This window comes from Gracilimonas tropica DSM 19535, from assembly GCF_000375425.1.
Taxonomy (GTDB): Bacteria; Bacteroidota; Rhodothermia; order Balneolales; family Balneolaceae; genus Gracilimonas; species Gracilimonas tropica.
Genome location: NZ_AQXG01000014.1, coordinates 1 through 21,122 on the forward strand (window position 1 = coordinate 1; position 21,122 = coordinate 21,122).

Here is a 21,122-nt window from a genome sequence, read left to right on the forward strand (position 1 = left end):
GCACGCTTGCTATTCAGCTGGCAAAAGCCAAAGGTGCTACCGTGATCGGCGTTGCGAGTGAAAGCAATCATAAGTACATGAAAGAACTTGGAGCCGATCATACCATCGACTATAACGACGATCATGTGGGAGCGGCTGTTTCTGATATTGCTCCTGATGGCGTTGACCTCATCTTCCATTGCTCGCGTGGAGATTCATTCAGTCAGGTCATGGAAACGGGCGTGCTTAAAGAGGATGGGAAAGTGGTATCCATCACCAAGAGCCAACCCGATATCAGTGATGATATTGATTTCACGTATGTATTTGTGGAACCGAATGCCGTGCAACTTCAGCATATTCAGGAATTGACGGACGAAGGCAAGATCAAGGTTCCCGTTTCAAAAACCTATCCTCTCGATGAAACAGTGGAAGCTCTTAAAGCAATAGAGACACTGCATACTCAAGGAAAAATCGTTATCACTCCTTAGTTGAACAGTTAAAAGAATCCTTCGGGGCGTTTCTTAGCCCGAAGGATTTAAATCTGTTGCTTGAAGATCATTCCAACGCAAACTCGATCGAAAACTCAATAGGTTTGGTATAATACTCCTTATTAAATAAAGGTTCGATCGGGGAAATCTCCAACTCTGCATCTAATGACACAGCAAAAGCTTGCTGCCTTGTTTTTAGAGGTGCCGGCATATCTAAAGTCTCGTAAACCCGTTCACTTATACCCAATATCTCACCGATCTCCACTGACTCATTTTGGATCAGTTGCCCTGCTTTTAGTTTTGCCTTTCGAATCGCTTGTTCATAGGCAACATTATATAGAGAATCTTCTTTGGAGTTCTTATAGGCCATTACCCTGAAGGTATTTACCCCTTCTTTCAGTAAAGCCCTCCTGATGGTATCAATTTTATTGAGTTCGTGAATATCAAATTGTATGGACGATGTGTAATGGTAGGGCCTCGATTGCGTGTAGTTGAGATGCTGTAATTCGCCGGAGTTTATTTCGAGGTTCTCCCTTTTATAACCCAGCTTTTTTAAAAGATCTACCGCAGAAGCGAGTTTCTCAAAACCACCCTTTTCTGCTTCCAAAGGATCAGCATCTTCCAGCCGAACTCCCGCATATACCGATACATATTCTACCGGGATCTTTAACGTTTGGTCAACTCCGAGTTTAATGGAACTGCTTTTTTCCTGTGTGCAGGAAATCAGTGCTAATGAACTGAAAAGTATCGCTAATTTTTTCATGGGACCGGGTTTTAAGTTTGTATGAAAGTGAAATAGTCCTGTTAAAAGAACTCCCTTTCAGTATGTCCTGTATTTTTCCGGTTTGAAATCGCATGTGTATGTTAAACCGTTTTCCGAAGAAGAGGCATCATTTTTTACTTTCAATTCATTATTGTCAATGCAGACAAGGTTTCGTTTCTTTGGCTGATGCAAAAATCCATTCCAAAATATGTTCTGCCTGTAATTGTGATCGCTCAATTTGCAGGAACTTCGCTCTGGTTTGCAGGAAATGCCGTTGTCAGTGATCTGATCCAGAACCTTGATCTGCCTGAAATTTTTATCGGCTATATCACCATGGCGGTTCAGGGCGGATTTATTGTCGGTACCTTGGTTTTCGCATTCCTTAATATTGCTGATCGCCACTCTCCGGTCTTGGTCTTTTTGCTCTGTGCGCTTTCCGGTTCTGCTGCCAATCTTCTGGTCATTCCGGCAGATTCAGCGCTTAACGTGATCATCGCAAGATTTTTGACCGGTTTCTTTTTAGCAGGCATTTATCCTGTTGGAATGAAAATCGCCTCCGACTGGCATAAAGAGGGTCTCGGGAAGGCATTGGGATACCTGGTGGGCGCCCTGGTTTTAGGGACAGCATTTCCTCATTTCCTGAAGTATGCGGGAGGAAGCTGGCCCTGGCAGTCTGTTTTTGCGGGAACTTCTGTAATTGCTTCAGCTGGAGGCATACTCTTATACCTATCCGTACCGGACGGACCTTACCGAACCTCATCTGCAGGTTTTAAATTTGAACTAAAAGCCATCTTCAGGCTATTTAAGAATCAAAATTTCAGATCTGCCGCTTTTGGCTATTTTGGGCACATGTGGGAGCTCTACACTTTCTGGGCGGTTGTGCCGGTCTTGCTTTCCGCTTATATCCAACAGAATGAAGGGGCAGACCTTTCTATTTCACTGTGGAGTTTTATTATAATTGGGATCGGAAGCATCAGCTGTGCCATCGGCGGATATCTGTCACTTAAAAAAGGCAGTAAATGGGTTTCTATGGTCGCACTCAGCGGTTCAGGACTTTGCTGTTTGCTGTTGCCTCTAAGTTTTGGGCTGCCGGTCGTGTTGTTTTTGTTATTATTGTTGATGTGGGGCATTTTCGTCGTTCCGGACAGCCCTCAGTTTTCTACCCTGGTGGCACGCTCTTCGGACAAAGCTTATGTAGCAACAGGACTCACCATCGTCAACAGCCTGGGTTTTGCCTTGACGATCGTAAGTATTCAACTGATCAGTTTTCTTTGGATTTATACAAACAATGAAGCCATTTTTTGGCTCATTGCTGCCGGACCGATTTGTGGTTTGCTCGCCATTCGGGGCTTCCGGGAGGGTTTTTGACAAGTTCAGCAGGTCTTAATGTTAAGGTAATGCAATACTTGTAAATATTTATTACAATCGGGGGACTTACCGTTATGCAATCTAAAGTAACTACAGAGTCGGTTAACCCTTAACGAACCACAACATATATTATGGAAGGACAAGCTACACGCATTAAGTTGCAGTGGAATTGGTACGCTATTTTCGCTGTAATTCTATTCACATTTGCATTCACTTCTCGATCCGCTTTTGCTCAAAACCAGACGATCGGAGCCGGACTTGAGGGACAAGCACTGATTGATTTCATTCAACAGAACTATACCCCAAGCCAAGTGTTGGGGTATGACACTGCCCGGGATACCATGTATGCCGTGATCGACAATAACAACGGAGATCTTTCAGGTGTATACACCGGTTATACCATCACTCTGGATCCCTCTCAAGATCCAAGCACCGATGCTTTCTATAAAGGCATTAATGCTGAACATACCTGGCCGCAAAGTATGGGGGCAGGCAATGAACCCGCCCGGTCAGACATGCACCATCTGTTTCCGACCAAATCGAACGTAAACAGTGCCCGGAATAATGATCCTCTTGGGGAAATAGATGATAATCTCACAGATACCTGGTACTACCTCGATCAGTCACAGTCATCAATTCCAGGCAGTAATATTGATCTGTATGCTGAAAATTATGGAAGTACCGCCTTCGAACCTCGCGAGCAGCATAAAGGTAATGCAGCGCGTGCCATCTTTTATTTTGTAGCGATCTATCAAGCTGAAGCTGATCAAGCCTTTTTTGATCTTCAGAAAGACGATCTGTATAACTGGCATTACCTTGACCCCGTAGATGGTGCCGAACTAAACCGAAGCAGTGCCATAGCCGGATATCAGGGAAATCAAAACCCATTTATACTGGATACCTCCCTGGTACGCAGAGCCTTCTTCCCGGATGGAAATACCGGTGGAAGCGATACCACCCCGCCAATGATAAGCTCTGTGCAATCAACCAATATTGGAGCCAACTCAGCGACTATCACATGGACAACCGATGAATTGTCTGACTCAGAAGTGGAGTATGGCACTACCACCTCTTATGGCTTTTTGGAACAGAATACCAGTTATACAACCTCCCATGCCGTTACCATAACAGGACTAACGGCCAACACCACCTACCAATATCAGGTAAGCAGTACGGATGGATCCGGTAATACCGGGACTTCTTCCAACTTTTCATTCACCACTGCTGAAGAAGGTACCAGTGCAGGTGCTATCGTTTTCTCAGAGATCTTTTATGATACCCCGGGAACCGATAGCGATGAGGAATGGATCGAACTATACAACGGAACGTCTTCCACTGTTGATTTAGGCGGATATACCATCACCGACAACAACGGAACCGGATCCTCTTATACTTTTCCAGGCGGAAGTAATATCGCTCCGGGTTCCTATTTTACAGTGGCTGCCAATTCAGCCGGATTTAATGCGATCTATGGCTTTGATGCAGATCAATATGGGTCCATTTCAGCACTTAATAATGGCGGGGACGTCCTTATTCTTACTGACGGGCAAAATAATGAAGTAGACATTGTTGCCTGGGAAGGCGGAGCATCCGCAGGGTTGCCTGCAGGATGGGGCAGCACTACCGATCCGTCCGCTTCAACCGGTGAATCCATCTACAGAAGTACCGTTACTGCTGATACCGACAGCTATACCGACTGGGCAGTTGCCGTTAATAACGGAGATCCTCAAACCCAAGCTTCTGCACCGGTTAACCAAGCACCTACAGCCGAAGTAAATGGTCCCTATAACGGAGAGACCGGAAGTTCTGTAAACTTTAGCAGCGCCGGTTCTTCAGACAGTGACGGCACGATTGTTTCTTACAGCTGGTCGTTTGGCGATGGCAATAGCAGTACCCTGGCCAATCCATCACACACCTATGCAAGTGCTGGAACTTATACTATTTCCCTGTCCGTGACAGATGATCAGGGAGCAACAGCTTCAGCATCCACTACGGCTGATATTACAGATCCTGTTCTTGATTACGTGCTGTTTTCAGAGATCTTTTATGATACACCTGGTACCGACAGTGAGGAAGAGTGGATCGAATTGTATAACCCAACTTCGCAACCGATCGACCTAACGGGATATACCATTGTGGATAACAACGGAACCGGTGCTTCTTACACCCTGCCTTCCGGAAGCGTGATTGATGGCGAAACATTCTTCACCATCGCATCCAATCAAATCGGTTTCAATACCTTATATGCAGCTGATGCTCATCAGTATGGAAGTATCCCTGCTCTAAATAATACCGGAGAATCACTATTGCTCTTGGATGGGTCGGGCACCGCGATTGATCAGGTTGCCTGGGAAGGCGGAGCTTCAGCAGGTGTTCCATCCGGTTGGGGAACAGGGCCAACAGCCGCCACAGGAGAAAGTATTGTTCGATCTGAACTCAACTCAGACAGCGATACCGGTGCAGATTGGAGTACCGCTCCCAATAACGGAGATCCTGCAACAATCGAGGCTACAGACACAACCGCTCCGGTTATCAGCTCGGTCACTTCTTCCGGCATAACCGAGACCGAAGCAACCATTACCTGGTCCACTGATGAACCCGCCAACTCACAGGTTAACTTTGGTACCACCACCAGCTATGGCACTTCGGCGGGAAGCGGCAGTTATGTGACATCTCACTCCGTTACCTTGTCGGGACTCACTGCAGGAACCGACTACTTCTACCAGGTTGTTTCAGTGGATGAATCCGGGAACACCTCCGTAGATGAAACCTATTCTTTCACTACCAGTGCTCCTGCTGCAGACCTGCCTGATATCTTGATCACGGAAGTATTTTATGATACCCCGGGCAACGAATCCAAAGAAGAATGGGTAGAGATCTATAATACCACTTCTCAGGAGATCGCCCTGAATGGCTGGCAGCTCGTGGATGACAACGGCAATGGTCAATCCGTAACCCTTTCCAATAAACACAAAATAGCCGGTAATTCTTATATGACGCTGGCTCTGGATCGTAAAGGATTCAAGGATCTCTATAATAAAAATGCAGATGATTTTGTGAATTTACCTCCACTTAACAACGGAGGCGATGTGCTGGTCATCAAAGATCCTTCAGGCAGCGTGATAGATGCAGTGGCCTGGGAGGGTGGAGCCAACGGATTACCTTCCGGATGGGGAAGTACCACCGACCCTGTTGCCGGAGAAGGGAATAGCATCTACCGCAGCGATATTACAACCGACACGGATTCCTTTAGTGACTGGACGGTTTCAACCGGTTTAGGTTCTCCTATGACGCAATCGGATGGAACCTTCATGGCTAAATCCGCCTCCGGTTCGTTCGAAGAACCTCTGACAGAAACCATTCCGGAACAGATCACCCTGGGTAATTATCCAAACCCGTTCAATCCCACCACTCAGATCGCTTACGGACTTCCGGAAACCCAGCGGGTAAGCATCGCTGTTTACAACATGTTGGGACAGCAGGTTGCTACTTTAGTAGATGGAGTGATGGAAGCCGGTAACCATACCATAAATTTCGATGCTTCCAATCTTTCCAGCGGAGTTTATTTATATACCATCCGAACTTCATCAGCTGTCATCACCAAAAAGATGTTGCTGATGAAATAGCTTCCCTTGGACTTGGCCTTATAACTTATATCAATGAAGCCCGGCTGTTTGCCGGGCTTTTTTTATGATAATGCCCGTTCTTACCCTTTGTGCCAACCAAAATGCGAACATATCTATAAGCAGAAGAAGACTTTTAGCTTTAAACTATATACAATAGTTAATCTATAACATTAAAATTATAAATTATCGTATATAAAATATTCCCGATACCTTTAGGCCGGATTTAAAACCCCAAACAACAACCGGCAACCCTAAAAATTCAGAATGTTCACTGATAGTTTGTTTCTACTCATTGTATCATTTTCACCTCTCCTGTTCTTTACTACCTACCTCTTTTCAAAATTTTCTCCGGGTCTTCGCCCAAATGCCCTTCTAAAACTAAGTCTCTTTTCCGGCTCTTTTAGCATACTCGCATCTATATTTGCCATATGGTGGGTTTATCAAACAGGATTGCAGGAAAGCCCCTTGATCGGAATGGCAGGACTCGGCCTCTCAATACGGCTTGATCCGCTGAGTGTCCTTATGTTCACCATGATTGCTTTATTGGCTTTTATCATCATTAAGTTCAGCGCAAATTACCTTGATGGGGATAACCGTCAGGGAATTTTTATAGGGCGGCTTTCCGCTACCATTGCCTCAGTTCAATTGCTTGTGTTATCCGGAAATATGGTGATCTTATTGATTGCCTGGATCCTTACCAGCCTTACCTTACACCAACTGTTGGTATTCTACAAAGACCGGCCAAGAGCAAGAATAGCCGCAAAAAAGAAATTCATTGTCGCCCGCCTGGGAGACTTTCTGCTCTTGATCGCTTCTATCATGATCTACATTGAAGCCGGAAGCGGCAACCTTGAGATCATATTCTCCCATTTCCAATTGGCTTTTGAAAACGGAACTGTTACCGGGCTGATGGAGTGGTCAGGTATACTTCTTGCCTTGGTTGCCCTATTGAAATCAGCACAGTTTCCAACCCACGGATGGTTGATTGAAGTCATGGAAACACCCACACCGGTCTCTGCTCTTCTGCATGCCGGAATCCTGAATGCAGGGCCCTTTCTGATGGTGCGCATGGCGTACGTGTTAAGTCCTTCAGAATTTGGGGCGGTCGTATTAGTATGCGTTGGAGGCTTTACCGCTTTCTTCGCTTCCGTTTCATTTCTCACGCAAACATCCATCAAAACCGCGCTGGGATATTCCAGTATCGCACACATGGGTTTTATGCTGATGCTCTGCGGAATGGGATTATACTCAGCAGCTATGCTTCACCTGGTGGCTCACTCCTTTTACAAGGCACACGCATTTCTGTCTTCCGGGAGCGCTGTTGAACAGATTCGGGCATCTAAAATATCTCTTCCGAAAAGAATGGGCAGCCCGGTCAGGATCGCTGCGAGTTTTGTTATCGCTATTTTTATCTACACCACCTACTCCTATCTGTGGGGCGTGAATGTGATGGAACAACCAGCCCTGTTTATGGCAGGAATCATCATCATACTGGGTTTATCACAGATCGTTGCTCCGGCTTTAGACTCCATGGGATATGTCAAGTCAATGATCGGCGCCTGCCTCATGGCTGTTGGCGTAGCTACCTCATTCTTCACGCTTGAACATGCCACAAATGTCATTTTGCATACGCAAATACCGCATGTCTTGAATCCCGGAAGCTTGGTGCTTTTCCTTGTAAGCGGACTCCTGATACTGTTCGGAATAACCGTTTTAGCTCAGATCGTTGCTCCGGCCATAAATGCCGGTCCGTTTTGGAAAAAACTCGGCATTCATTTTCGAAACGGGTTTTATGCGAATGCCTTTTTTGATCGAATGGTGGGCGCCTTATCGGTCAAGACAACGAATACGGATCCAATGAGATCCTAACCTTCATGCTCTAAAACTTACGCCAAACACCACTCACTTAACCTGATATTTACATGTCTGAAGATCTAAAAACGGCTCAAAAAAACTCGAAAAACAAAAAAGAGAGCAGGCCCGCTTCTATGCAGAAGGCTTGCAAAAAAATAGCGCCCTTATGGTCACTGGAAAATTTCGTGGCGGTAAATCCTTACCTGGGATTTGCAGAAACCCCTTTTAAAGACGCGGCTCACCGGCTGTCTCAACTGGGCAATATCGAAATGACGCTGCCTGTTTCCTTCTATCAAAATGCCATCCGAAATGGAGATATCGAAGACAGAGATCTGGAAAAAGCCATTACAGATGATCCGGATACCGGCTTCCAAACCCTTGGTAAATTTCTCCAAGCTCTTGATGAAATGGAGCCTGCTGTGGAACCCTCTCCAACGGTAGACCTGGTGATGGATGTGGCGGCTGAAGTAACGGGTAAAAACTGGAGTTCACTTTTCGTGGATTGCATGACTTCATGGGCCGCGGCCTACTTCGATGAGGGACAGGCTTTATGGATGACAACCGACAATCATTCGGATATTTTCACAGCTTGGCGGGTTGAAGCAGAGATGGACCCGACACCCGAAATAATGGGGCTGAAAGGGTTCCGATCACATATCCAAAAGCTGCCGGATGATCCCATAAAGGCGGCATTGCACAGTTTGGATGTCCTGAAAGTACCGGAAGAATCACTGGAGTTTTATCTACATGGTTTATTGCTCAGAATTGGCGGCTGGTCATCGTATGTGGCACGGTTTGACTGGGATGCGAATCTGGAAGGGAAAGAAGCCAATCACCTGCAATTATTCCTCTGCAATTTGATCTGCTGGGAAGCGGCATTGTACCAATCACTCGAAAGCATCAACCTGAAAAACCTCTGGGAGAAAGCAAAAGGAAAGTTAAACGAGCTTCAGCAGCAAGAGCGTCCGGAACGCCATCAGCAGATCAAACTGATCCTGCAACAAGCTTTTGATAATGCCTGTGAACGTTCCCTAATTGAACGATTCAGGCAAAAGCCCCAACAAGAGCATATCAGGCAAAAAGAAAGAGCGGATGTTCAGGCGATCTTCTGCATCGATGTTCGGTCAGAAGTATTCCGAAGAAATTTTGAAATGACCTCCCCAACTGTAGAAACCATCGGTTTTGCTGGATTCTTTGGCTTTCCGATCTCATTTCAACCCATCGGACATGGAGAAGGACAACCCCAATGCCCGGTTCTCATATCGCCCGGCCCAAAGGTTAAAGAATCCATGGAGGATTCCCGCGAATACGAGCAAGCGGTATCGGCAAGAAAACTCAGGCGACAACTTATGAAAGCGTGGAAATCCTTTAAGCTGGGAGCTATTGCCTGCTTCAGCTTTATGGGCCCGGTAGGTTTGGCGTATCTATTCAAGATGTTTACGGATGCTTTCGGAATATCGAGGCCGGTAAAAAATCCCGACCGGGCAGGATTCACGAAGCAGCAGTTCGAGCGCCGGGATGTACTTTTAAGCACAGAGCATGATGAAACCGGCTCATCCGGAATCCCGATGAAAGAGCAGGTTGAAATGGCTAAAGGAGCACTAAAAGCCATGTCTCTGACGGATAACTTTGCACGGATTGTACTGATCGCCGGGCATGGCTCCAACACCGTCAATAATCCCCATGCATCAGGGCTCGATTGCGGAGCTTGTGGCGGACGAACCGGGGAAGCCAATGCAAAAGTTGCCGCCAGGATCCTCAATGATCCCGAAGTTCGAGGTCATCTCAAGCACGAAGGCATTCGCATTCCGGATGATACGCTCTTCATTGCTGCTCTCCACGATACCACCACAGATCAGGTGACGCTTTTTAATACGAACCAGATTGATAAAACTCATCAGCATGACCTTGAAAACCTGAAAACGTGGTTAAAGGAAGCAGGTCGCGCAACACGAACTGAAAGAGCGTCCCGGTTCAAAATAAATAAAGACGAAGATGTGGAAAAAGCCATCTTTAGGCGCAGTAAAGACTGGTCGCAAGTCCGCCCTGAATGGGGACTGGCCGGATGTAACGCATTCATAGTAGCGCCCCGCGAACGCACTGCAAATATTGACCTGGGGGGAAAGTCTTTCCTTCATAATTACGACTGGAAGCAGGACGAAGACTTCAGCGTGCTGGAGCTGATCATGACGGCCCCGATGGTAGTCACCAGCTGGATCAACCTGCAGTATTACGCTTCCACAGTAGATAATAAAACTTTCGGTTCCGGCAACAAGACCTTGCATAATGTCACCGGTGGAATTGGAGTTTTGGAAGGATATGGCGGGGATCTGCGAACCGGTTTGCCCTGGCAGTCGGTGCATGATGGAGATCGGTACCAACATCTTCCGCAGCGGCTTAATGTTGTGATCGAAGCCCCGATCCATGCGATGAATGCCATCCTCGAAAATCACCCTTCGGTTAAAAATCTGTGCGACAATGGCTGGCTCAACCTCCTTGCAATGGATGAAGATGGACAGATTCGCAAACGCTATGCAGGAGACCGTAAATGGAAAGCAGTCGAAGAATTTAAAATGGAAATGATGACTTAGCCGATCCGGCTAGCCCCATGAAAAACTGGAAAAGGGAACGCACCGTCTTGTAAAAGGCATTATCGGATGGTATAATCCAATTTCCAGTTAATAAAACCACACTCTGATGAAACGCTTTCATGTCATTATCACGCCTCTTCTATTCATCGCCCTTCTTATGCCTGCCCAACTTGTTTTGGCACAAATTGACCGGGAAGCCGGATTGCCTTTTCTCACCCGCTCTGAGGTAATAGCTCAACGGGGAATGGTGGCTACCAGTCAACCACTCGCCACACAAGTTGGGTTGAATATTCTCAGAAATGGCGGAAACGCGATTGACGCAGCCATCGGAGCAAATGCTGCTATGGGACTCATGGAGCCTACTGGAAATGGAATAGGCGGCGACCTGTTTGCCATCATCTGGCATGAAGAAAGCGGGCAGTTGTATGCGTTAAATGCCAGCGGTCGTTCTCCACGTGGGTTATCATACGATCGATTAATAGAAATCCTGGAGGAAAAAGGAGAAGACGATATTCCACCTTACGACCTGCTCTCTGTATCGGTGCCGGGAGCCGTTGATGGCTGGTTCGAAATGCATGAACGTTTTGGCTCTGCTGAGATGAGCGATATTCTTTCAGAACCCATCCATTATGCTGAAAACGGATTCCCTGTGAGTCAAGCTATTTCTGAAGCCTGGATACGCAGTGCCCGTTTTCTGAAAAATCAGCCGGGGGCTTTTGAAGAGACCTTTACTATTGATGGAGAGGGACCCGAAAAGGGAGAAGTTTTCCGGAATCCCGATCTTGGAAACACGTTCCGGTTATTGGCCGAACAGGGCCGTGATGCTTTTTACAGAGGCGAGATCGCCCGTAAGATCGATGCCTGGATGAAAGAAAATAACGGATATTTACGATATGAAGATTTCGATCAACACCATTCTGAGTGGGTCGAGCCACAGACCGTAAATTATCGCGGCTATGATGTGTATCAGGTAGGCGGAAATGTTCAGGGAACGGCCGTACTGCAAATGCTGAATATACTGGAAGGATTTGATCTCTCTGAAACCGGTTTTGGTACTGCCGAAACCCTTCACCTGCTGATTGAAGCTAAGAAACTGGCCTTCGAAGACCGGGCCAAACACTACACCGATTCCGACTATTATGATATTCCCTATGATGTGTTGCTGTCCAAAGAATATGCTGCCGAGCGACGTAAACTCATCGGAGATCGTGCCCGGCGGGATCTCACCACCGGCGTAGATGTACTCGAAGACGGAGATACCATCTACCTGACAACGGCAGATGAAGAAGGAAATATGGTATCTCTCATTCAAAGTAACTTCCGCGGTATGGGTACCGGTTTTGTGGTGCCAGGAACCGGATTCAGCTTTCAGAATCGTGGCGAACTTTTTTCGCTTGATCCTGATCACCCCAATGTCTATGCTCCCGGAAAACGCCCCTTTCACACCATCATTCCCGGTTTTGTGATGAAAGACGGAAAGCCCCTCATGAGCTTTGGAAATATGGGCGGCGGATATCAACCTATTGGGCATGTCAGCATTTTGACCAATGTGATCGACTTCGGCATGAACATCCAGGAGGCCGGTGATGCTTTTCGCTGGGAACACTCCGGATCTACCCAACCTACCGATGATTTATCCGACAAACTCACGGATACAGGACAGGTGAGTATTGAATCGGGCGTACCTTTTTCTGTAGTTAAGGCACTCCGAAGTATGGGCCATGAGGTGCAGATCGGTGACAGCTTTTTTGGCCGCTACCAGGCCATCATGCGCGATCACGAAAAGGGCGTGTACTACGGCGCTTCAGAATCCAGAGTGGATGGCCAGGCTGCGGGGTATTAGGAAAGGTTTTGACGGGAGATGTTCTCTTAGACCTGGTGGTTGGGAACGAAGTTAAATCGACTCAACCAATTTGCTTTAACATCGAACATGTCAAAGAAATCCGGTTTTCTTTACATATCCAACTAAACGTGTAAAGGAAAAGCTGATTTTTTAATATGTCCACCTTGGATGTAGGTAAACATCACCGTTGTTTAAAGAACCGCTCTATAATTTGATAAACTCTACTGCCATTTTCATTTGGCCATCTTTCTTCCAAATTGTCTCTGAGCTTTGCCCGCTCAATTGCTACTTCTGCATTATCAAAAAACATAGCAGCATAGCCGGAATCATTATTCTGATCGTCACCCATAAGCGGATTTAAAACTGTCTTGACATCATTACAAGACTGTAATCGATCATCAGGATCTTGGTAATGAAGTAAAAGCCAAAACTCAAAACATGGGTTGCTTACTGCTAAACCAATTCCCGCATCCATACATTCTTGTGCTGCTCTTGACAAATGAGGCTCATATTTATCCACATCTACAACCATCCAGGTTTCATCACCCTCCTGAAGCGGCTCTTTTTCTAATTCAGATTTCAGATGTTCTAAAACCTGATCAGGAGATGACCTATGTTCATCACAGGGTATAACTTTGAACTGAAAACGAATATCCTGTTCTTTGAAAATATCAAAATAGCGAGCTTCTTTACTTGTTTGACTGTCTCCTCCTTCAATACCAACAAAAATGATATTTGTATCCCGATGATGTGGAATACTACGATCAAGTGATCTTTTCTTTCTTCTGTTAAGCATGTGCAGGCTCTAATACATCGTATCGGATATTTGGAATACCTCCAAAACGCCCTAATAAATAGTCTTTATCCAGTTTCTTGTCATTACGGATATTATACTCATGCAATGACCTCAATTTTGATGCCCCAAATTTATTTTTTTCCATAAACCAAACTTCATCCCTTCGTAAAAGATCTTGGTCTAATAAATTCGTGTCATGGGTAGTAAAAATTAACTGACTTTTATTCTTCCCGGGACTGATCTCATTAAACAGATTTACCAACGTTCGGCTTAACATAGGGTGCATTCGTCGATCAAGTTCATCAACAAATACTACTTTGGCTTCTGTTTGAACATCTGCCAACAAGGGAATTAAATGCATCAGCCTTAACGTGCCGTCAGACTCTTCTTCCATATCGAAAGCAACCTCTTTGCCTTCTTTATCTTTATGAATGGTCTTAAGACGATACTCAACAATTTTTCCATCTTGTTTTTCATACACACGTTGCATGATTTCTGATGAAATAAATAACCCCTGATCCTCATCCATCTCATTTAATTCTGCACTGAGTTCTTCACGAAGTTCCTCAGGGTATAAAGTTAAGTCACGTTCTACATCGATTTCTCTACTTTGGCTTTCTACCCGCTCAATACCTGTACCAACTTGTTTTAACACACGGCTAACAAATTTGGTAAAATCATCATCTTTAGTAGCTCTTAATGTGAGTTGGCGGTATTTGGAAACGGCAGGAATTACAGCCAGGTTGTTTTCAAACCAACCGGTAATTTTTTCAATTCCAGGATGGTTTTTCTCTTTTAATTCATACAAATACAACTGATTGATTCGGGTAGAGCGAGACACCATTTGAAGCAATTTGGATGTATAGTCTTCAGCTTCTAAAGATTTTCCAGTCTTAACAACTGCATGCTCATCATTGCTTACGCGTTCAAATAGCTTTCTTTCTTTTGCTCCTGGACGTTGACCATAGAGCCATTCTTCTACTACTTTTTCATGAGTTACAGCAAATCCATAGGTATAGATTTGCTCCTCCAAATACATAATAAACTCAATAGAAGTGGGTTCGTCTCTATATTTTTTAGATAACTTAAAAGGACTAACCCGAATTCTTTGACCTGATTTTGTTCCACTAACAATCAAATCCCGAGCAAATTGAACAGCATCAATTAAGTTTGTCTTACCAGACGCATTAGCCCCATAGATAGCCCCTAACTTTAATAACTCAGCTGGCTGACTGAACTCTGTCTCCATCTTATGAGATTTATGCCCTTTAAGTCCGGAAGCAATCATCTTAAAGACGACTTCTTCTTCAATGGACTTGAAATTTTCGACTGCTACTTGAATTAACATTTTAATACTCAAGGCTATTATTTGTGATTATTTCGTAAATAACGATACTAAATATAAATTATTTATAAAAATATTGTTTATCGGGACAATCTTTTTACAAGATTATTAAAATAGTCAGGCTGCGGGGTATTAAGAGGATATTTTAATGGCTTTGTAGCCCTGGACCTTGAGGTCTTGTTTAATGTCCACAACCGGGTGATTGGGAAAGGAGGGACATTTTAAATCATTACAAATTAGCAAGTCGTTTACCCCAATGTTTGCACCATAAACCAAAAAAGCCCATGCAAATCTAAGATCTACATGGGCTTTACTTGAGTGTGGGACCGGGCGGATTTGAACCGCCGACACACGGATTTTCAGTCCGTTGCTCTACCTACTGAGCTACAGTCCCTTTCACAAGGACGGCAAAGATAAAAGGTTTGTAACCTACATACAATATTGAATTCAACTTCTTTTCAAAAAAACCGGCTTCAGGTTACATGAATATCTTTTAAGCGCAGCTGAAGCGTCCGCCGGCCGTTCCAGTTATTCTCTTCGATCACATACGCTACTTTGAACGGATCTCCGGTACGCACCGCCGGCAAATATTCATGCATGTTAAAGCCAATGGTGTCAAATACACCGGATCCGTTTTGACGGATCCTCATTTTAAGATGCCCATTCCCCACAATGGTCGGCTCACCCACCACGGTCACCCCTTCCGTTATAAATACCGGGCGGAGATTTCCTGGGCCAAAAGGCTCAAACTGACTGAGCAGTTTCCAAAATTTCATGTCTACTTCATCCAGGTCGAGCTTGGCATCAACCGTGAGTTCCGGCTCAAAGGAGTTCTCGGAAAGATCCGTATAAGCCAGATCATTCATACGGCGGCGAAACTCTGTCAGGTTTCCTTCCTTGAGTGTGAGTCCGGCTGCGAACTCGTGCCCACCAAACTGCTCCAACAGATCCTCACACTTCTTGATCGCATCATAGATATTAAATCCCTTCACGCTTCTTGCCGACCCCTTCACTTTTCCGTCCACATTACTGAGCATGATGGCCGGGCGGTGATACAGATCTACCAGTCGCGAAGCAACGATCCCGATCACTCCCAAATGCCAGTCTTCATTATATAACACAATAGTCGAAACCTCTTCCATATCAAAGTCCTCATCGATCTGAGCCATGGCTTCTTTCATGGTTTGAGAGTCCGTATCCCGGCGTTTCAGGTTCACTGATTCCAGCTCATAGGCATGCGCTTTTGCCTCGGCCAGGGTTTCTGAGATCATCAGCTTCACCGCCGTGCTGGCATCTCCCATGCGGCCCGCTGCATTGATACGAGGTCCTATGGAGAATACGATCTTGGATGTATTTACCTCTTCTTTTTTCACATTGATCAGTTCAAGAAGCGCCGCTAATCCCACCCGGGGACTCCGTTGTATCATCTGCAAGCCGGCCTTCATCAGCACTCTGTTTTCATCGATGATAGGCACGATGTCTGAAGCAATGGAGATGGCAACCAAGTCCAAAAATTTATACGACACAGACTCCGGCAGCCCCAACTTCTTGATCGTGGCCTGAATGAGCTTGTATCCAACTCCGGCCCCTGAAAGTCCGTCGAATGGATAACTGCAATCGGGGCGTTTTGGATCGAGTACAGCTACGGCATCTGGAATGGAATCGCCCACGGTATGATGATCACAAATGACCAGGTCAATGCCTTTTTCTTTGGCAACTTTGGCTTCTTCAATGGCCGTGATCCCACAATCAACCGATACGATCAGGGAAGCCTTGATCTCCTCAGCATACTGAATCCCGTCCGGATTAATGCCATACCCTTCCTTAAAGCGATGCGGAATATAATAATCCGCATCGACACCAAATTCTTTCAGAAAAGTATAGATACAGGAAGTTGCCGTAGTCCCGTCTACGTCGTAATCTCCGTACACGAGTACTTTCTCACTTTTGCGGATAGCCAAAGCAAGCCGCTCCGCACCGGCGTCCATATCCTTCATTAAAAAAGGATCGTGAACGTTCTCTATCTTTGGCCTGAAAAAGTATTTTGCATCATCGTATGTTTTTATGCCGCGGATAGCCAGTAAATGGGCTATTTTGGCCGGAATTCCAAGTTTGTCTGCCAGTGCAGGTACAGACTCCCCTCCCTCCGGCTGCGCGAATACCCAGCGGAATGACATGATTGTTTTGTGCTTTATTTTTATTCATAAAGGCGATGCGGCGGTCAAACCGGAATGCCAACGCGTTCTGCGTTTTATTGATATATAAAATAGCATTAAACTTGAGAAAATCAGCCCATTTGTCAGATAAAATAAAAAGGATTTTGGCAAGGTTCATTTTTAGAGCCTCTTGCTGCTTTTCTTACAAACTTTAGTAATCTAACGGACGGATTGGTTGAGAACCGTCAAATAAATGCCGAACTTTGGAAGCGGTTCCATTCCGAACCTCCATGAATAAACCCTTATATTCCTGCCATGATTGAAACCATTGAAAAAGAACCCAAGACATTGAAGAAAGAGAACAAAGATTTTCCCCTTTTTAGTGAGCTGGCAAACAAAGAACATGAACAGGTTGTCATCTGCTCTGACCCGGATACCGGGCTCAAGGCCATCATTGCCATTCACAACACCACACTAGGTCCTGCCCTTGGCGGAACCCGCATGTGGAATTATGAATCTGAAGAAGCCGCGATGAAAGACGTGCTGCGTCTGTCGCGCGGAATGACCTACAAATCTGCCATTTCGGGATTGAATTTAGGAGGGGGAAAAGCGGTGATCATCGGTGATCCACACACCGAAAAAACCGAAGCCCTGTTTCGCTCATTTGGTCGTTTTGTAGATGGACTTGGCGGGCGTTATATCACCGCAGAAGATGTGGGAATGACGGAAAAAGAAATGGAATGGATCTATTCCGAAACCAAATATGTGACCGGCATCCCGAAAGCACTGGGCGGAAGTGGGAACCCATCTCCTGTTACAGCTTACGGCGTTTATATGGGAGCCAAAGCGTGTGCAAAGAAAGCTTACGGCAGTGATTCCCTGGAAGGCAAGAAGATCGCGCTTCAGGGCGCCGGAAATGTAGCCTCTTTCTTTGCCCGACATGCCGCCAAAGAAGGTGCAAAATTATATATCACGGACATCTATGAAGACAAAGCTAAATCACTAGCTGAAGAAGTAGGCGGTGAGCTTGTTGATCCCGATGCCATTTACGGTCTTGATGTTGATATTTTCACTCCTTGTGCCCTCGGCGGTATTATCAACGATGATACCATGGATCAGTTCAAATGTGATATCATTGCCGGTGGGGCAAACAATGTATTGGATGAAGAAGACAAACACGGACAGATGTTGCTTGATAAAGGCATCATTTATGCCCCTGATTATGTGATCAATGCCGGTGGTATCATCAACATTGCCAGCGAACTGGAAGGCTACAATGAAGAACGCGCCCTCCAGAATGCCGGTAACATCTACAACACCATCACCGATATTTTGAATTACTCGGAGGAGCACGGCATTCCGGCTCATAAAGCTTCCAATGCCTTAGCTGAAAAACGCATTGAAACCATCGGAAACATCAAAAATAAATATTCTTCCAAAGCGAATGTTTCCGGCCGATTGGGAGAAGTTTATAAGCGTTTTATCGACTGATCTGAATCAATTTGATGATCATGAAGGGATGCAGGCAACTGTATCCCTTTTTTTGTTTGATTACTTTACTTCCACCTGCCTGCCCGCCAGATCTGCTGGGTTTCCCCACCCAATAAAAAGGTTTTTTCTGCGTATCTTTGGGGCTAATTACATTACAACAAAGAGACTCTTTTTTCACTCCTATGAATATCGAAGAATATAATTTTAAAGACCGCCTCATCAAGGGAATTACGACCGACGGACATTTTAAGATTTCAGTGGTAAAAACAACCGAAGTGGTAAAAACCGCTCGGGACAAACATCAGCTTTCCCTGCTGAATACAGTTGTACTTGGAAAGGCTTTGACCGCCACCATGCTGCTCGCTTCCGAACTAAAGGGCGAAGAGCGAATCCAGTTGCGTATGGATGGAGACGGCCCTATCGGATTTTTGGTAGCAGAGGCCAATCAAGTAGGCGAGATCCGCGGATATGTTAAAAATCCTGCTGCTGAGTTGAATTATGACAATCCTGAAACCCGCTTGGGAGATGGCATTGGCCTGGGTGTACTCACCTTCTCAAAAGTGCTTTACAATGAAGCAGAACCCCGAACCAGTACCATCCAGATCGTAAATGGAGATGTTACCAGTGACGTTGCACACTACCTCGCCCAATCCGAGCAAATTCCTTCTGCTTTACTGGTTGATGTAGGTATAGATGAGGATGGAAATGTAACCAACGCCGGCGGACTGCTCATACAACGCATGCCTGATGCTCCCGAAGGGCAGATCGATCTTTTGCAGGAACGTCTTGGCTCCTTCCCACCGATCGACGAGCTTTTATCTGACGGGCAATATATTGATGAGATTATGGCCAAAGCCGTTTCTCCTTTGAAGGTTAAAGAGCTAAACCGTCAACCGGTGGATTTCTTTTGCAGATGCACTCGCAAGCGATTTAAAAATGCACTTTCCATGCTCAGCCTTGATGACCTGAAGGATATGGAAGGCGAAGGGCAGGAAGTGGTATGCCATTATTGCAACCGAAGAGAAAAAATTTCGAAAGAGGAGATCGAAAAAATTATCACGGATGCGCAAGCCAAGATGAACTAACATTACATTATGGCCAAACAAGTTGTTATTGTCGGTGGTGGCTTTGCAGGTATTTCTGCTGCTAAGAAACTGGCCTCCGCAAATTTCTCGGTCACCATCATCGACAAAACGAATCACCATCTCTTTCAGCCGTTACTGTATCAGGTAGCCACGGCAGCACTTTCTCCGGGAGATATTGCCATGCCGATCCGGGCTATCTTCAGCAAACAAAAAAATGTGGAGGTAGTGCTGGGCGAGGTTGATGCTATTGATAAAGTCCAAAGACGCGTTCAGCTGAAAAGCGGGGCTTACTATCCATTTGATTATTTGGTGTTGGCCTCAGGCGCTCAGTACAATTATTTTGGTAATGATGATTGGAAAAAACATGCTCCCGGCCTGAAAACACTTTCCGATGCCCTTGAGATTCGGGAACGGATCCTTTTGTCACTGGAACAAGCCGAACAGATCATCGATCCGGACAGACGTAAACCTTACCTCACCTATGTTGTGATTGGCGGCGGACCTACCGGCGTTGAAATGGCGGGATCGATCGCAGAAATCGCAAAGCGAAGTATGATGCGCGATTTCCGAAACATTCAACCCAACGAAACCAAGATCTATTTGATAGAAGCCGCAGGGGGTATTCTCAATGGCTTTGAGGAACCTCTCCCTGAAAAAGGCTTAAAAACACTGGAAGATATGGGGGTTGAAGTCATTCTGAATTCTCCTGTTCAGGAGATCCGGAAAAACGGAGTACAAATTGAGGACACATTTATTGAAACTCCGAATATTATTTGGGGAGCCGGAGTGGCTGCATCACCGTTAATCCAGAAATTAGGGATTGAAACCGACCGTATGGGACGCGCTATGGTTGAAGCTGATCTCTCGATTCCGGGCGACCCTGCGATTTTTGTGGCGGGAGATGCCGCTCATGTCAAAGACAAAAACGGAGTTCCGCTTCCCGGTCTTGCTCCGGTAGCCATGCAACAAGGAAAATATGTAGGGAATCTCATCAGGAACGAAACGATGGCTTCCTCTAATCGAACCGCTTTTAAGTATGTTGACAAAGGCACAATGGCCACCATTGGAAGAGCAAAAGCCGTAGCGGATATTCGTGGGTTTAAATTCAGTGGCTTTTTCGCATGGCTGCTGTGGGGGTTGATCCACATCTTTTTCCTCATCGGCTTCAGAAACCGGTTTCGGGTATTCGCCGAATGGACCTGGCATTACATCACTTTTAAAAGAGGGGTAAGGCTTATTGCCAAAAAGGAAGATGAAGATCGGTTGTAAAGTCTTTGCTCAGATAGCAAATGAGGTTCCGCATCCACAATTCTCGACCGCATTGGGATTATCGAAGGTGAACCCGCGCGCATCCAATCCGTCGGGATAGTCGATTTGCATCCCCTCCAGGTACATCAGGTGTTTGGGAGCAACGATGATCTCCACACCAAAGCTTTCGTAAACATGATCGTCGTCTGTACGGTAATCAAGGCCGAGTTTGTAGCTTAATCCGGAGCAACCTCCGCCATCTACGGCAACGCGCAAATATAAGTTCTCATCAAGGCCCTCTTCGCCTTTGATCTTTTCCACCTGTTTGGCTGCCCGCCGGGTAAGGGTAACCGGTTCACCCGTCAGTTCTTCTTTTTGATAATCTTGTTGGGTGACAGGCTGGGGGGTGGCAGAATCTTTCTCCTCATCTACATCATCGATGAGGGAAGCAATTACATCGTCTAAATTTTCTTCTTGAACACTCATGAT

The 21,122-nt window shown here is 45.7% G+C and carries 14 protein-coding genes and 1 tRNA gene; 9 read left to right on the forward strand and 6 right to left on the reverse strand.

The window, feature by feature from the left end:
- Positions 1-467: zinc-binding dehydrogenase (locus tag B151_RS0115220; RefSeq protein ID WP_020404513.1), on the forward strand; the 467-nt coding region annotated here is incomplete at its 5' end.
- Between the two features lie 67 nt (positions 468-534).
- On the opposite strand, the gene B151_RS0115225 is transcribed toward B151_RS0115220, so the two are convergent.
- The gene (locus tag B151_RS0115225; RefSeq protein ID WP_020404514.1) at positions 535-1,230 is read right to left on the reverse strand and encodes an SIMPL domain-containing protein; all 696 of its coding nucleotides are present in this window, start codon (positions 1,228-1,230) and stop codon (positions 535-537) included.
- A 186-nt stretch (positions 1,231-1,416) separates the two neighbouring features.
- Between B151_RS0115225 and B151_RS0115230 the strand changes: the two genes are divergently transcribed.
- From B151_RS0115230 to ggt, 5 genes are all read left to right on the forward strand, one after another.
- On the forward strand, positions 1,417-2,598 hold the full coding sequence (locus tag B151_RS0115230) for an MFS transporter (protein WP_020404515.1): 1,182 nt from the start codon (positions 1,417-1,419) through the stop codon (positions 2,596-2,598).
- Positions 2,599-2,729: 131 nt separating this feature from the next.
- Complete coding sequence (locus B151_RS19745) at positions 2,730-6,224, forward strand: lamin tail domain-containing protein (protein ID WP_020404516.1); 3,495 nt, start codon at positions 2,730-2,732, stop codon at positions 6,222-6,224.
- Between the two features lie 264 nt (positions 6,225-6,488).
- Positions 6,489-8,093 carry a proton-conducting transporter transmembrane domain-containing protein gene (locus B151_RS0115240; RefSeq protein ID WP_020404517.1) on the forward strand — a complete coding sequence of 535 codons (1,605 nt, stop codon included), beginning with the start codon at positions 6,489-6,491 and terminating at the stop codon, positions 8,091-8,093.
- Between the two features lie 53 nt (positions 8,094-8,146).
- A complete protein-coding gene (locus B151_RS0115245; RefSeq protein WP_020404518.1) occupies positions 8,147-10,669 on the forward strand; it encodes a YbcC family protein in 2,523 nt (840 codons plus the stop codon).
- Positions 10,670-10,775: 106 nt separating this feature from the next.
- A complete protein-coding gene (ggt, locus tag B151_RS0115250) occupies positions 10,776-12,512 on the forward strand; it encodes a gamma-glutamyltransferase (protein ID WP_020404519.1) in 1,737 nt (578 codons plus the stop codon).
- Positions 12,513-12,693: 181 nt separating this feature from the next.
- On the opposite strand, the gene B151_RS0115255 is transcribed toward ggt, so the two are convergent.
- The 4 genes from B151_RS0115255 to recJ all read right to left on the reverse strand — a co-directional run bounded on the left by B151_RS0115255 (position 12,694) and on the right by recJ (position 16,830).
- Positions 12,694-13,308: an RloB family protein gene (locus B151_RS0115255; RefSeq protein WP_020404520.1), complete on the reverse strand. Its 615-nt coding sequence runs from the start codon at positions 13,306-13,308 to the stop codon at positions 12,694-12,696.
- Positions 13,301-14,668, reverse strand: a complete 1,368-nt coding sequence (locus tag B151_RS18980; protein WP_157471072.1) for an AAA family ATPase — start codon at positions 14,666-14,668, stop codon at positions 13,301-13,303. The genes B151_RS0115255 and B151_RS18980 overlap by 8 nt, the downstream gene beginning before the upstream one ends.
- 306 nt (positions 14,669-14,974) lie before the next feature.
- Positions 14,975-15,047 (reverse strand) — tRNA-Phe (locus B151_RS0115265).
- A gap of 79 nt (positions 15,048-15,126) precedes the next feature.
- Positions 15,127-16,830 carry a single-stranded-DNA-specific exonuclease RecJ gene (gene recJ, locus B151_RS0115270; protein WP_020404522.1) on the reverse strand — a complete coding sequence of 568 codons (1,704 nt, stop codon included), beginning with the start codon at positions 16,828-16,830 and terminating at the stop codon, positions 15,127-15,129.
- A gap of 294 nt (positions 16,831-17,124) precedes the next feature.
- Between recJ and B151_RS0115275 the strand changes: the two genes are divergently transcribed.
- The 3 genes from B151_RS0115275 to B151_RS0115290 all read left to right on the forward strand — a co-directional run bounded on the left by B151_RS0115275 (position 17,125) and on the right by B151_RS0115290 (position 20,654).
- A complete protein-coding gene (locus B151_RS0115275; RefSeq protein ID WP_020404523.1) occupies positions 17,125-18,300 on the forward strand; it encodes a Glu/Leu/Phe/Val family dehydrogenase in 1,176 nt (391 codons plus the stop codon).
- A gap of 182 nt (positions 18,301-18,482) precedes the next feature.
- Entirely contained in the window at positions 18,483-19,385 is a 903-nt protein-coding gene (gene hslO, locus B151_RS0115285) for an Hsp33 family molecular chaperone HslO (RefSeq protein WP_020404525.1), read from the forward strand.
- Positions 19,386-19,394: 9 nt separating this feature from the next.
- Positions 19,395-20,654, forward strand: a complete 1,260-nt coding sequence (locus tag B151_RS0115290) for an NAD(P)/FAD-dependent oxidoreductase (RefSeq protein ID WP_020404526.1) — start codon at positions 19,395-19,397, stop codon at positions 20,652-20,654.
- Positions 20,655-20,663: 9 nt separating this feature from the next.
- Here the strand turns inward: B151_RS0115290 and B151_RS0115295 are convergent, their stop codons facing one another.
- The gene (locus tag B151_RS0115295; RefSeq protein ID WP_020404527.1) at positions 20,664-21,119 is read right to left on the reverse strand and encodes a HesB/IscA family protein; all 456 of its coding nucleotides are present in this window, start codon (positions 21,117-21,119) and stop codon (positions 20,664-20,666) included.
- Positions 21,120-21,122 lie beyond the last annotated feature (3 nt).